The organism is Flagellimonas sp. S3867 (genome assembly GCF_014698935.1).
Taxonomy (GTDB): domain Bacteria; phylum Bacteroidota; class Bacteroidia; order Flavobacteriales; family Flavobacteriaceae; genus Flagellimonas.
Genome location: NZ_JACVMN010000002.1, coordinates 267,315 through 280,105, shown reverse-complemented (window position 1 = coordinate 280,105; position 12,791 = coordinate 267,315). Strand labels below are relative to the sequence as shown.

General features: G+C 39.2%; 14 protein-coding genes. 9 read left to right on the top strand and 5 right to left on the bottom strand.

The window, feature by feature from the left end:
- Nucleotides 1-19 precede the first annotated feature (19 nt).
- Nucleotides 20-403, top strand: a complete 384-nt coding sequence (locus IAG46_RS08920) for a hypothetical protein (protein ID WP_190810010.1) — start codon at nucleotides 20-22, stop codon at nucleotides 401-403.
- On the opposite strand, the gene IAG46_RS08915 is transcribed toward IAG46_RS08920, so the two are convergent.
- The 5 genes from IAG46_RS08915 to IAG46_RS08895 all read right to left on the bottom strand — a co-directional run bounded on the left by IAG46_RS08915 (nucleotide 400) and on the right by IAG46_RS08895 (nucleotide 6,412).
- Nucleotides 400-1,386 carry an acyl transferase gene (locus IAG46_RS08915; RefSeq protein ID WP_190810009.1) on the bottom strand — a complete coding sequence of 329 codons (987 nt, stop codon included), beginning with the start codon at nucleotides 1,384-1,386 and terminating at the stop codon, nucleotides 400-402. The genes IAG46_RS08920 and IAG46_RS08915 overlap by 4 nt on opposite strands.
- A 65-nt stretch (nucleotides 1,387-1,451) precedes the next feature.
- The gene (locus tag IAG46_RS08910) at nucleotides 1,452-1,775 is read right to left on the bottom strand and encodes a T9SS type A sorting domain-containing protein (protein WP_190810008.1); all 324 of its coding nucleotides are present in this window, start codon (nucleotides 1,773-1,775) and stop codon (nucleotides 1,452-1,454) included.
- A 137-nt stretch (nucleotides 1,776-1,912) separates the two neighbouring features.
- The gene (locus tag IAG46_RS08905; protein ID WP_190810007.1) at nucleotides 1,913-2,221 is read right to left on the bottom strand and encodes a T9SS type A sorting domain-containing protein; all 309 of its coding nucleotides are present in this window, start codon (nucleotides 2,219-2,221) and stop codon (nucleotides 1,913-1,915) included.
- Between the two features lie 149 nt (nucleotides 2,222-2,370).
- The gene (locus IAG46_RS08900; RefSeq protein WP_190810006.1) at nucleotides 2,371-3,567 is read right to left on the bottom strand and encodes a multidrug transporter; all 1,197 of its coding nucleotides are present in this window, start codon (nucleotides 3,565-3,567) and stop codon (nucleotides 2,371-2,373) included.
- A 19-nt stretch (nucleotides 3,568-3,586) separates the two neighbouring features.
- Nucleotides 3,587-6,412: a TonB-dependent receptor gene (locus tag IAG46_RS08895; protein ID WP_190810005.1), complete on the bottom strand. Its 2,826-nt coding sequence runs from the start codon at nucleotides 6,410-6,412 to the stop codon at nucleotides 3,587-3,589.
- Between the two features lie 185 nt (nucleotides 6,413-6,597).
- On the opposite strand from IAG46_RS08895, the gene IAG46_RS08890 reads away from it, so the two are divergent.
- The 8 genes from IAG46_RS08890 (at nucleotide 6,598) to IAG46_RS08855 (ending at nucleotide 12,790) form a co-directional block, all read left to right on the top strand.
- Entirely contained in the window at nucleotides 6,598-7,284 is a 687-nt protein-coding gene (locus tag IAG46_RS08890; protein ID WP_190810004.1) for a response regulator transcription factor, read from the top strand.
- Nucleotides 7,284-8,336, top strand: a complete 1,053-nt coding sequence (locus IAG46_RS08885) for a cell wall metabolism sensor histidine kinase WalK (RefSeq protein WP_190810003.1) — start codon at nucleotides 7,284-7,286, stop codon at nucleotides 8,334-8,336. Before IAG46_RS08890 ends, IAG46_RS08885 begins: the two co-directional genes overlap by 1 nt.
- Before the next feature lie 77 nt (nucleotides 8,337-8,413).
- Nucleotides 8,414-9,082, top strand: a complete 669-nt coding sequence (trmB, locus tag IAG46_RS08880; protein WP_190810002.1) for a tRNA (guanosine(46)-N7)-methyltransferase TrmB — start codon at nucleotides 8,414-8,416, stop codon at nucleotides 9,080-9,082.
- 3 nt (nucleotides 9,083-9,085) lie between these two features.
- The gene (locus tag IAG46_RS08875; RefSeq protein WP_190810001.1) at nucleotides 9,086-9,715 is read left to right on the top strand and encodes a LysE family transporter; all 630 of its coding nucleotides are present in this window, start codon (nucleotides 9,086-9,088) and stop codon (nucleotides 9,713-9,715) included.
- A 1-nt stretch (nucleotide 9,716) separates the two neighbouring features.
- Nucleotides 9,717-10,043, top strand: a complete 327-nt coding sequence (locus tag IAG46_RS08870; protein WP_190810000.1) for an MGMT family protein — start codon at nucleotides 9,717-9,719, stop codon at nucleotides 10,041-10,043.
- A 237-nt stretch (nucleotides 10,044-10,280) separates the two neighbouring features.
- A complete protein-coding gene (locus IAG46_RS08865; RefSeq protein ID WP_190809999.1) occupies nucleotides 10,281-11,420 on the top strand; it encodes an Mrp/NBP35 family ATP-binding protein in 1,140 nt (379 codons plus the stop codon).
- A 2-nt stretch (nucleotides 11,421-11,422) separates the two neighbouring features.
- Nucleotides 11,423-11,662 (top strand): NifU family protein, encoded by a 240-nt coding sequence (locus IAG46_RS08860; protein ID WP_190809998.1) that lies wholly within the window; start codon nucleotides 11,423-11,425, stop codon nucleotides 11,660-11,662.
- 69 nt (nucleotides 11,663-11,731) lie between these two features.
- Complete coding sequence (locus IAG46_RS08855; RefSeq protein ID WP_190809997.1) at nucleotides 11,732-12,790, top strand: NAD(P)/FAD-dependent oxidoreductase; 1,059 nt, start codon at nucleotides 11,732-11,734, stop codon at nucleotides 12,788-12,790.
- Nucleotide 12,791 lies beyond the last annotated feature (1 nt).

Sequence of the window (12,791 nt, the reverse complement as noted above, 5' to 3'; positions counted from 1 at the left end):
AATCAATCTCTTTAAAAAAATGAGGAAATCCATCTTCTTTTTAGTTATTCTTTATGTGTTTGCAAGTTGTTCATCGGATGATAACATCATCAACCCAGAACTTGACCAAACATGGGTGCTGAACAACGTAACCTGTTTTTGTTTTTTTGGTGATGATTTCGATTTTACCACACATAAATTAACCTTCCATAGTTCAAAGAAAACAGTAACCATTGAAAATTCAGGAGATAGTTCTTTTATAGCCCCTTCTGGAACTTATCCGTACACAGATAATGGTGAGATTATAGAAATAGATGGAAGGCAATATACCTACGAAATCAAGGCAAATTCATTGAATTTACATTTTGTGGATGAGCCATTGATTGCGGATGACGAAGTCTCCTATTTTTACACAAAAGGTTAAAGCGCCATTAAATTACATCCTCTGATATCGGAGTGGTCAAATCGTCCTAGAACTTCAAAAGTACCATCGGGGTAAACTTTACCCAAATCTTGGGTGGCAATGAACGAACAGGAATACACATTGGCCAAATCTATTACATTAATACCTCCAGTTTTTCCATGAGGTTGCATGCCTAGTGGGTCTTCGGTATCTCGAGTTATGATTTTCATCCATGGAGGACATTGAAAAAGACCATTGCCTTGGGAATAGGCTTGCGAAAGTAGCTCGGTCATTCCATATTCTGAATGAATTTTCGGAACATGAAATGCCGTTTGAAGAATGTTGTGAAGCTCTTCACGAATCAATTCCTTTCTTCTACCTTTCATTCCCCCCGTCTCCATAATAATTGTATTGGGGATGGCCATAGGTTGTTGTTCTGCTAAATTCAATAGTGCAAAAGAAACACCAATGAGTAAGGTTTTGGTTCCTTTGTGTTGCAGTTGAATTAGCTTTTTGCACAAGTCATTCAAGTTATCGAGATAAAAGCCGCTGCCTGAATGTTTGGATTGTTGAATTAAGTCATTGACCATATAGATCAAAGAGGAACCTTCTCGCTCCAAATAAGAAGGCAACAATGCTAAAATGCAGTAATCTTCCACCGGACCATAAAATTTAGTAAATCCTTTGAGGAAACTCTGTTGGTAGAGGGCCATATCTATGACAAAATGCTTGCTCGTATTGCCAGAAGTAGTGCCACTACTTTTGAAGACTACCTCTGGAGTTTTGTCGGAGGAAATTATCTTGTGACTTTTGAAAAATTCGATAGGAAGAAATGGAATGTCCGCGACCCGTTGAACATTCTCGGGTGATTTGTTCAAATAGGTGCAATATGTTTTGTAAGTGGGATTGTTTTGAAATTGAAAGGTAAAGACCTTTATCGCCAACTCCTCAAATTCGGCTTGACTGGATATCGAGAAAATTTGTTGAATATTCTTGCTGTTCATGGATGGATAAAAGTACCCAAAAATAAAAAGGCCTTTCCGCGGAAAGGCCTTTTTTACAGCAATTTTTATTTGACGACCAGTTTTCTGGTCATGGTCTTTTCTTGTTCCGTTACCTGAAGTACATAAACACCAGGAACGAGTCTTGAAATATTTAAGGTATTGGTAGAAATTTTGTCTGTTAACACTACTTCGCCAAAAACATCATATATTTTAATTTCCTTGGCTCCGTTTGAAGCTGTGGTCACATATACTTCATCACCATATGCTGGGTTGGGATACATTTTAAATCCCTTTAGTTCTTGCTTTTGCTCAGTATTGACACTGACCAACTCTTGACCGAAAGTGAATATAGGTAACGCCATAATGAATAGAAAGTAGATTATTTTCATAAATGCTGATTTGGGGTATAGCAATATAAAAATAGATAAACCTCTCTTTTATGGCTACAAAATGTTGTGAAACAAAGAATTATGTATGTAAAGGTGTAAAAAGAGGTGTTTTACAGCAAAAAGCGAAGAAACAGTAACTATTTGACAATAAGCTTTCTAGTGGCAACTTTGTTGTTCTCGAAAACACGAAGAATGTAAACTCCTTTATCCAGATTTGACAAGTTAAGTTCCTTGCCCAATATTGTTGTTTGAAGCACTTGGGTTCCAAGCACATCAAAAATCAAAATTTTCTTGGGAGCATTCAGATTGGTCTCAATATAGACCTTGCCGTAAGTAACTGGATTAGGATACAACTTAAATCCGCCGATATCTGCATTCTTCTGGGCATTTTGGGAAAAAGCCAGAGAACAGATACAAAAGAAAAAGACGAAGTAAAGTTGCTTCATACAAAGATTTGGTTGCAAAGGTTATGCCACAAATATAATTAATTTGCAGACTGATAGGACTTTAGAGGTTGAAAAAAGCTACATTTTTCGACGAATGGTAAAAGAAAAGCTCTGCATTGCAGAGCTTTTTCGTTGAAATACATTGTTCTTTAATTTATACCTCTAGCCCAACCGGCACCCCAGGAGGCTATATCGGTTCCAGTTCCATTTCCAACACCGGAGATAACATCTGATTCGTTGAAAGTGAATCCGGTATCGTTTTTCAGGGTGGTTGTTACATTAGTAAAGGTGATGTCCACGATGTTCAAAAAGTCATCTATAACACCTTGACCAGTAGGGTTATCGCCAGTGTCTCCGTCCAAATCAAATGCCTCATCAAAATCATTGATTACAATGTTCGTGAAAGTACCCTGGGTGCCAGCACGTAGTCTTATAGCTTCACCGCCGTCATTTGCTCCAGCAATGGTTACGTTGGTAACGGTTGGAGTTGAAAAATAACCTCCTTCATTGCTAAAATCTGTGTTGTAGCCATCACATTCAAAAGCTTTGTCATGTGAAGTGCCGTGTTGCACGTAAATATCGGTTAAAGACCCTGTATAACCTTCGGTCCAATCAATGGAATCATCTTCTGCGTTTACTACGACCAAGTGACTTGCATTAACGGTTCCCCCGAAAAATTCAAATCCGTCATCAGACCCTTCATAAACCTGAACAAAATCTATGGTTGTGCCATTTCCAACACCGTAAACAGAAAGACCGTTCAATTCAGCATTTCCATCGATGGCACCACCGGCATATTCGATTCTTACATATTCTAAATTCCCTGAGTTATCGGTTGGAGCGTTACCGCCGAAGGCCAATGCACCCACTTCGGAAGTAGCAATGTCATCAGAGCCTTCAGGAGTTGAATTGATAGGAGCTCTTCCACACAAAATCAACCCTCCCCAATCACCCGATGACGGAGTTGTAGCATTGGAAGTTAAGATAATAGGCTCACTTGAAGAACCTATCGCATTAATTCGAGCACCTTGCTGAATTGCAATGTAGGCATTCACACCAATTGGCTCTGCCTTGATTGTCATGCCCCCAGGAATAGTCAATGTAGTTCCATCGGCCATTAAAACTGGTCCTGTGATAATGTATTCTATATCTGAGTCCAAGGTGAGATCCTCAGTATATAACCCATTTAGGTTAACTCTTGTTTCGGTCGGTGTTCCACCTCCTCCAGATGTGCTGGTCGTGGTGGTAACACTGTTGTCATTTATGATAATTTCCGAGGTATCGTCGCTTTCACAAGCCATGAATAATGTAGCGGCTATACCAAAAAGTAAAAACTTGTTTTTCATTTCGTTTAGTTTAAAAAAGTTAAAATTTATATGTAAGGGTCAGCCCAAGGTTAACCCCAAGATTATATGCTCTTATTGTAATGTCACCAATACCGGTTCCTTCTCTAACAAGGGTAACATCTGGATCCAAAATGTTCTTTGCAAAAAGGTTGGCTTCAAAGTGCTCTCCGAAGGAGTTCTTAAAAACAAAATTCAAGGTGGGAACTGCCTTTTCTACGATATTCCCAAGACTTCCTGATCCCAAAGAGAAAACCCGATCGGAGAAATAGGAAAACGCCACAGTTGCTTTTGGCATATAATTGCCAAATACGGGACTATAGTTGATATCGGTATTGATAATAAATGGCGATGCACCTTCCAACTCATCGGAAGTTCGGTCAAAAGTGGTTCCAAAGGTGTTTTCGGCACCTCCTGGGATATCTTTAAGGTCTTGCTCGGTATGTGTATACGCTGCATTTAACCCGATGGATACTATTGCATTGTCCTCAGCATCTGTGTAAAGATTTTTTCGTATTTCCAATTCCGCACCATAAATATTGGCTTGATTACCTGTTCTAAAGTAACGCTGAGTGCCGGTTGCGTCGGCCGCAACAACCCTGTTCACCGGATTTTTAATAGTCTTGGCAAAGGCAGCAATGGAAATTATTTCGCCACGTTCCAAAAACCACTCATATTTTATATCATAGTTGAAAATGTCAGAATAAGAAGGTCCATTTCCGTCTAGTCCACCCAAAAGATCAGGATTGCCGCCTATCCTTTGGGTAACCGATTCGTAAACAAATGGCGCAACTTCCTTAAATTCTGGAAAAGATGCTGTTTTACTGAACCCAAACCTTAGGTTTGAATTATCGTTCAATGCATAGCGCACATTTAAACTAGGCAAGAAAATGTTTTCATATACATTTCTGAAACCGGGGTCGTCCACTCTTATGTTGATTACGTCGTAACCCACTTTTTGGCTGTAAGACTCCAGTCGAACACCAGGAACGATTCCTAATTTTTCGCCTAGGGTAATTTCTGCGGCTGCATAAACAGCATGAATATTCAGATTGCCCTTATATGTGTTTTCGGGAAGACCTGGTCTGTTACGGTTGCCAATTTCATTGTTGATAGGATTCAGCACTAACAAATCCCATAACCCTTGGTCCGCTGGAATGTTAATATTGGTTACATTGAAAATGGAGTTGAAATTGTTTACATCTGTGATTGGAGTATTGTCCCTATCTTGGATTTCATATCCATAACGAATACTGTTGAACCTTCTTTCTTTTCTTCTACCGTTATATCCAAAATTGAATTTGACCTTTTCAGAAGCTTGATAACCTAGATTGAGAAAACTGTTTAGTTCGTCATCTTCAATGCTTTGGAAAAAACGCTGGTTGTCAAAAGGAATGTTGGTGTAGAAAACTGGATTTGTGGCAGTGTCATTATCCAAGACCAACTGATAGTTTTCCAAAGTGACCCTTTTTCTGTCTGGTTCATCAGAAAACACCTTGTTGAAACCTGTTCCCCAATCCAAAGAAAGCTTTTCATTAAATATGTGTTGGCCTGTTAATTGATGAACAAAGATCATATCCTGATTGAATTGCGCGTTCATCACATAAAACCCTTCGTCTGTGGTAATGATGGCGTCCCTGTTTGTTCCCTGTCCGTTTACACCATAAAATCCGACAGCATCGGAAGAACTATTTATGAAAAGTGAACTGTACTTCAGTTTATGTTCGTTGTTTATTTTATAGGTGACATTACCCAAGGCGGTGGTTGTGGTTTTATAGGCAAATTCCCTGACATTGGGAAAATCCACTTTTAAAACATTGGTAAAATCCCTAGCTGGGCCTTCCAAAAGTTCGTATCCGTTGCTAAAGCTCGCAGCTCCAAAAAAGCTCAACCTAGACTCATCGTTATTAAAGTTGAATGAAAACCCTCCCTCGATGGCGCCAGAAATATTAATTGGGTTCAATGCCTCTTGTGGATCCACTCCATGTGAAAGGACTATGGCAAAAGGATCATTACCATACCTATTATAAAAGCCAAAATTGCTGGGTCCTTCACTTCGAACAAAATTCTCTCCCGAAGCATTGCTGTTGACACCGCTTCCCAATGAAATTTCCCAATACCCATCTCCTGTATATTCTTTGGAGTCGATATTGACATTGCCAGCGGCAAAATCCCCATAAAATGAAGGACTGTAGGCTTTGCTTACCGATACATTTTCTATAATACTGGAAGAGAAAAGATCAAGATTGATATTTTTCTTGCTCACATCATTGGATGGAAGCGAAAGACCGTTCATAGTTGTATTTTGATAACGATCACCCAGTCCCCGAACATAAACATTGCTAGAACCTTGCTGCTTGGAGATTCCTGATATTTGCGCAACAGCGGAAGCAGCGTCATCAATACCCTTTAAGGTTAAAACTTCGGCACTAATGGCCTCTTGAATGACCAAAGCCTTTTTTTGCTGAAGCAAAAGTGCAATTTCCGAATCCTTGCGAGCAGATGTGGTCACAACAACCTCTTCCAGCCCAAAACTGCTAGCCCCCAATCCTGCATTTATTTCGGTTACTTTTCCGGCCTCGACCAGTACCCTGGGAATTTCCAAAGTCTCATATCCCAAAAAACTGATGACAAGGGTATATGACCCAGGTTCTACTTGCGAAATTTCGAATAAACCATCAAAATCTGATGTGGTCCCTATTGTGGTCCCCTTTAGTAAAATATTGGCAAATGCAAGAGGCTCATTGCTAAGTTCCTTATCGGTCAACTTACCAATTACACTACCGTTTTCTTGGGAGAAACCTATCAAGGTGAAAAAGAAAAAGACAAATTTCAGATATGTTTTCATTCGCTATGCAGTTCTATTTAATTTGAGGCAAAGAACGATACAGGTTGTAAAAGCGATGTTACGGACAGGTTAAGTGTTTATTTGAAAACTGTTACAATAATGTTAGCACATTAAATCAATGTTAAGCATTAACATGGTTATAGTATTATCTTTACATTTGGGCGACCAATAGTTAAAAATCAGCTATGGATACTAAGGATATTAAGATTCTACTTGTTGATGACGAGCCCGATATTTTGGAGATTGTGAGCTACAATCTTTCATCCGAAGGATATCAAGTATACACCGCCAAAAATGGTGTTGAGGGTGTGGCCAAAGCCAAAAAGAAAAACCCACATCTGATTATTTTGGATGTGATGATGCCGGAGATGGATGGCATAGAGGCATGCGAAATAATAAGAAATACACCTGGATTGGAAAGTACCATAATCACTTTTCTTACCGCACGAGGCGAGGATTATTCCCAAGTTGCCGGTTTCGATGCCGGAGCTGATGATTACATTACCAAACCAATCAAACCAAAGGTATTGGTGAGCAAAGTAAAAGCCTTGCTCAGAAGGTTGAAAGAAGATAAGAAAGATGCTGAAGAAATAGTGAAGGTGGGCAATATTGTGATCAATAGAGAAGAATATAAGATTATTAACGATGGCGAAGAGGTACTGCTTCCCAGAAAAGAATTTGAACTGTTATCGTTGCTTACTTCCAAACCGAACAAGGTTTTTAAAAGAGAGGTCATAATGGACAAGGTGTGGGGTAACGAAGTTGTTGTAGGAGGTCGTACAATCGATGTCCATATTAGAAAACTCAGGGAAAAAATTGGCGATCATCACTTTAAAACTGTAAAAGGTGTAGGGTACAAGTTTGTTTTGTAATGGCTGTACGGTTAAGGAAATCTTATAAGTTTGCCCTAAGGTCATCCTTGCTGATCACCATTGCCCTTACCACATTGCTTGCGCTTTTTCTCAATTCCAAAGATCAATTGGATTGGTTGGTTCTTGGTCTAGATGCGCTCATCACTTTTGCAGTTTGCTTTATCATTATCCAAATCAGGGTAGAGCGGTTCATATATAGAAGAGTAAAAAAAATATATGACGATGTCTCCCTTCTTGAATCCTCAACATTCTCTTCACAACATGTCACTACTGATATGAAAACCTTGATTCAAGAAATCGAAAGATTTGCAGAAGGCAAGAAAGTAGAAATCGACACCTTAAAAATTAGGGAAGAGTATCGAAAAGATTTCCTTGGCAATGTTTCCCACGAACTTAAAACACCCTTGTTTACCGTTCAGGGTTATATTCTAACCTTGCTTGATGGGGCGATGAACGATAAGAAAATTAGGGAAAAATACCTAAATAGGGCCAACAAGGGCGTAGAACGATTGATCTACATTGTAAAAGACCTTGATTTGATTACTAAGCTCGAAGTAGGGGAGCTCAAATTAGAGCGGGAGGATTTTGATATTATCGAATTGATTCAAAATGTATTTGAGCTGTTGGAAATGAAGGCCACCCAAAAAGATATAATGCTCACTTTCGATATGGAATATGAACCTATCTATGTCAACGCCGATAGGGAAAAAATTCAGCAGCTACTAAGTAATCTATTGGTGAATTCCATAAAATATGGGCATCCAAATGGAACAACTGAGGTAAGCGTTGAAAATTTGATCAAGAACAAGGTTATTATCAGAATCACTGATAATGGGTATGGAATACCCAAACAACATATTCCTAGACTTTTTGAACGATTTTTTAGGGTTGATCAAAGTGGAAGTCGTAGTGAGGGAGGCTCTGGATTGGGACTTTCAATTGTAAAACATATTATTGAGGCCCATGATGAAAAGATTTATGTGGAAAGTGAAGAGGGCGTAGGCTCCGAATTCTCATTTACTCTGGAAAAGGGCGTAAATAGTTCTTCATAAAAACAATGTCAAAATTGCTTCCGGATTTCATTAGTTTTGCCAAAACATTAAGTTTTAGCTCAGAATAAAAAACAGTAGTGGGAAGCAAGAACAAACTGAAGAGATTTAAGGAAAACGAAACATTTTCCAATGTAGTTCAACCAAAAAGAGAGGAAATTTTTGAAGGATTTGAACTTAAAGGAAAATGGAACGAGTTTTTCAAAAACGATTGCCCCATTGTTTTGGAATTGGGTTGTGGTAAAGGAGAATATACCATTGGACTCGCGCAACGAAATCCAGAGAAAAACTTTATTGGTATTGACATCAAAGGAGCACGGTTTTGGCGAGGTGCCAAGTCGGCTCAAGAAGAAAAACTAGAAAATGTTGCCTTTTTGCGTACTCAAATTGAATTGATTGATAATCTTTTTGATGAAAGTGAGATAGATGAGATTTGGATAACTTTCCCCGACCCACAGATCAAATACAAACGAACCAAACATCGATTAACCAATCCTGTATTTCTAAAGAAATACAAACACATCCTAAAACCAGAGGGAGTAGTTCACCTTAAAACAGATAGTGAGTTCATGCACGGGTACACCCTTGGGCTTTTACAAGGGCAAGGGGATGAAATATTGTATTCCAATCACGATGTATATAAAAATGCGGGAAGTCCATCCGAAGTTTTGGAAATCCAGACATTTTATGAAAATCAGTATCTTGAACAAGGAAAACCAATTACCTATATCCAGTTTAGGATAAACTAACCAATGACGCATATACTTATACTTTTCTTCGCCACCTTTTCGGCTGCTTTTATGGCAACCGTACCTCCCGGTTTGCTAAATATGAATGCAGCTAAAACAAGTGTGGAAAAAGGAAAACTGAACGGCATTATTTTCAGCTTGGGGGTTTCGTCCATGATTATGGTTCAAGCGTATATTTCTGTGCTTATTTCCAAGTTTTTATATAGAAACCCTGAGGTGATCGATATCCTTCTAAAAATAGCTTTGGGAGTTTTTGCTTTTTTTGCCATCTATTTCTTTGTCAACGCAAAACGGAATAAGAAACAAACCATAAAAGAAGTTAAGGTCAGTAAAAAGAACAGCTTTTTTAAAGGAATGTTGTTGGCCGCGGTCAACCTGCTTACCATACCCTATTATAGTGGACTGAATGCAATGTGGAACGAAGCGGGGTGGATTAAATTTGAAGCTTGGGACATCACCACCTTCGTGTTGGCAGCAGGTGCGGGAACCTTTTCCGTACTATACCTTTACACCTTCTATTTTAATAAGCTCGAGACCAAGACCAATCGATTTTCGAAAAATTCCAATTACATTTTAAGTGCTTTGATGTTGGTGCTGCTTGTCATTACATTGATTCGTATTTTCTACAAATAATATGGAAGAGAAAAACTTTTTTGATAAGGTCTACGAAGTGGCCAGACTGATTCCATATGGAAAAGTGACCTCCTATGGGGCCATTGCCAAATACTTGGGAGCTGCGCGTAGCGCAAGAATGGTAGGCTGGGCCATGAATAATTCTTCCGCCAAGGATGTCCCAGCCCATCGAGTTGTGAATAGAAAAGGAATATTGACAGGTAAACACCATTTTGATGGCACCAGTTTAATGCAACAATTACTTGAAAACGAAGGTGTAGAGATTCAAGATAATCAAATTGTCGATTTGCAAAAGTATTTTTGGGACCCTGGGAAAGAACTACTCTGAAGGGAACAATAAACAATGTTCAATGAACAATTTACAATGGGCAGCCCTTCGTCCAAAACCTTTAACCTTTTACCCAACCTCTCATCACCCTTTTACCTAAGACCCCTCACCTTTCAACAATAGCCTTACCCAATCCCACCATCTTCATTTTCAATCACCAAACTTCTTAATATAAGGGTCAAGCCGTATCTTTGTAATTTAGAATAAGTTTAAACGACTGCAAACAAAACAGGATTGATGAAGCTGAACAAGGCAGATATTCTTAAAGCATTGGAAAACATTTCCGCTCCCGGAGAAGGCCAGAATTTGGTAGAGAGTGGTGCGGTTACCAACGTACAGGTGTTCGGAGATGAAGTTGAGGTAGATGTGACCATTAAAAACCCAAGTCTTCAAGCTAGAAAGAAAACAGAGGTTGAGATTTTAAAAATTATCCATAGAGAAGTTTATGAAAAGGCCAAGATAAAGATCAATCTAAAGGTTGATGCTCCCGCAAAGCCGAAGGTCAATCAAATAAAAGGGAACCCAATACCGGGAATCCAAAATATTATTGCCGTAGCCTCTGGTAAAGGAGGTGTGGGAAAATCCACTGTAACTGCTAATTTGGCGGTTACCTTGGCAAAAATGGGCTTTAAAGTAGGCTTGTTGGATACGGATATTTACGGGCCCTCCATGCCCATTATGTTCGATGTTGCATTGGAAAAACCATTGTCGGTCAATGTTAATGGCAAATCCAAAATGAAACCAGTGGAAAATTATGGTGTAAAGCTATTGTCCATTGGATTTTTCACTCAGCCCAACCAAGCGGTAATCTGGAGAGGACCTATGGCTTCCAAAGCGTTGAACCAGATGATTTTTGATGCCCATTGGGGAGAATTGGACTTTCTTTTATTGGATTTACCTCCAGGGACAGGAGATATTCACTTGAGCATAATGCAATCCCTGCCGGTTACAGGGGCTGTTGTGGTAAGCACTCCCCAAGAAATTGCATTGGCAGATGCAAGAAAAGGAGTTGCCATGTTCCAACAAGAAGCTATTAGCGTTCCCGTGTTGGGAATTGTGGAAAACATGGCCTACTTTACACCAGCAGAGCTGCCTAACAACAAATACCATATCTTTGGAAAGCATGGAGCTAAAAACTTGGCAGACGACTTGGACATACCATTTTTGGGAGAAATCCCATTAGTGCAGAGCATTCGCGAAGCAGGAGATATAGGTAGACCAGCAGCACTGCAAACCGCCACTCCGATTGAAGAGGCATTTGAAGAATTGACCAAGAACATAGTTCAAGAATTGGTAAAAAGAAATACAGATCTACCACCTACCGAAGCAATAAAAATTACAACAATGGCAGGTTGTGCTGCCGTTAAAAAGAAATGAGCATGACATCAGAAGAGATTAAAAACAATGTTGAAAAAGCTTTGGATGAAATAAGACCATTTCTGCAAAGTGATGGCGGAGATATTTCGTTGATTTCGATAGATAATGGTAGTTCCGTAAAAGTAAAACTCGAAGGAAACTGCATTGGATGCAGTGTAAACCAGATGACTTTAAAAAGTGGTGTTGAGATGACCATTAAAAAGTACGTGCCTCAGATTGAAGAAGTCATTAATGTAAGTTAGGCTGATAAAAATCATAAATCCTTCCCACTACAAATCTTAAGTTGCGCGGATATCCAAAAACGATTCTGAATGATTAAAACCGATATTTTGATTATTGGAGCGGGACCTACGGGTCTTTTTGCCGTTTTTGAGGCAGGTCTGCTACAATTAAAGTGTCATTTAATAGATGCTTTACCGCAACCCGGAGGACAGTGTTCCGAAATATATCCCAAGAAACCCATATACGATATTCCAGGTTTTCCAGAAGTGCTGGCAGGTGAACTGGTAGACAACTTAATGGAACAAATTAAACCGTTCCAGCCTGGTTTTACTTTAGGGGAGCGCGCAGAAAAAATTGAGAAGTTGGAAGATGGCACTTTTGTGGTTACCACAAACAAAGGAACAAAGCATAATGCTCCAATTATTGCTATTGCAGGCGGACTTGGTAGTTTTGAACCAAGAAAACCTTTGTTGGACAACCTTTCCAAGTTTGAGGACAAAGGAGTAGCCTACATGATCAAAGAACCTGAAGTTTATCGAGATAAAAAGGTGTTGATTGCAGGTGGTGGCGATTCAGCTTTGGACTGGTCCATATTTTTAGCGGAGATAGCTTCAGAGGTAACCTTGGTACACCGTCGTAACGAGTTCAGAGGAGCTTTGGACTCCGTGGAAAAAGTGCAGCAGTTAAAAAATCAAGGAAAGATTAATTTGATAACCCCTGCTGAGGTAATTGACTTGCAGGGTGAGGATAAGCTTGAAAAGATAATTGTTAGGAAAACAGATAATTCAGAAGAAATTGATCTAGAGGCAGACAATTTTATTCCTCTTTTTGGACTTTCCCCTAAATTGGGCCCGATTTCAGAATGGGGATTGGAAATTGAAAAAAATGCCATCAAAGTGGATAACACTTTGGATTATCAAACCAATATTCCGGGTATTTATGCCATAGGTGATGTGAATACCTATCCGGGCAAGCTAAAATTGATTTTATGTGGTTTCCATGAAGCTACTTTGATGTGTCAAAGTGCCTATCAACGAATCTATCCAGATAAAAAATATGTAATGAAGTATACCACGGTTGGTGGAGTTATTGGTTTTGATGGCAGTAAAAAAGAAGCACCAAAAGCTGTGGTAAAAACAATTGAATAAA

Excerpts from the sequence above, each read along its gene's own strand:
- IAG46_RS08895 (WP_190810005.1), bottom strand. The coding sequence starts at position 6,412 with ATGAAAACATATCTGAAATTTGTCTTTTTCTTTTTCACCTTGATAGGT.
- IAG46_RS08865 (WP_190809999.1), top strand. The coding sequence starts at position 10,281 with ATGAAGCTGAACAAGGCAGATATTCTTAAAGCATTGGAAAACATTTCC.
- IAG46_RS08870 (WP_190810000.1), top strand. The coding sequence starts at position 9,717 with ATGGAAGAGAAAAACTTTTTTGATAAGGTCTACGAAGTGGCCAGACTG.
- IAG46_RS08900 (WP_190810006.1), bottom strand. The coding sequence starts at position 3,567 with ATGAAAAACAAGTTTTTACTTTTTGGTATAGCCGCTACATTATTCATG.
- IAG46_RS08915 (WP_190810009.1), bottom strand. The coding sequence starts at position 1,386 with ATGAACAGCAAGAATATTCAACAAATTTTCTCGATATCCAGTCAAGCC.
- IAG46_RS08905 (WP_190810007.1), bottom strand. The coding sequence starts at position 2,221 with ATGAAGCAACTTTACTTCGTCTTTTTCTTTTGTATCTGTTCTCTGGCT.
- IAG46_RS08855 (WP_190809997.1), top strand. The coding sequence starts at position 11,732 with ATGATTAAAACCGATATTTTGATTATTGGAGCGGGACCTACGGGTCTT.
- IAG46_RS08920 (WP_190810010.1), top strand. The coding sequence starts at position 20 with ATGAGGAAATCCATCTTCTTTTTAGTTATTCTTTATGTGTTTGCAAGT.
- IAG46_RS08910 (WP_190810008.1), bottom strand. The coding sequence starts at position 1,775 with ATGAAAATAATCTACTTTCTATTCATTATGGCGTTACCTATATTCACT.
- IAG46_RS08860 (WP_190809998.1), top strand. The coding sequence starts at position 11,423 with ATGACATCAGAAGAGATTAAAAACAATGTTGAAAAAGCTTTGGATGAA.
- IAG46_RS08890 (WP_190810004.1), top strand. The coding sequence starts at position 6,598 with ATGGATACTAAGGATATTAAGATTCTACTTGTTGATGACGAGCCCGAT.
- IAG46_RS08875 (WP_190810001.1), top strand. The coding sequence starts at position 9,086 with ATGACGCATATACTTATACTTTTCTTCGCCACCTTTTCGGCTGCTTTT.
- IAG46_RS08885 (WP_190810003.1), top strand. The coding sequence starts at position 7,284 with ATGGCTGTACGGTTAAGGAAATCTTATAAGTTTGCCCTAAGGTCATCC.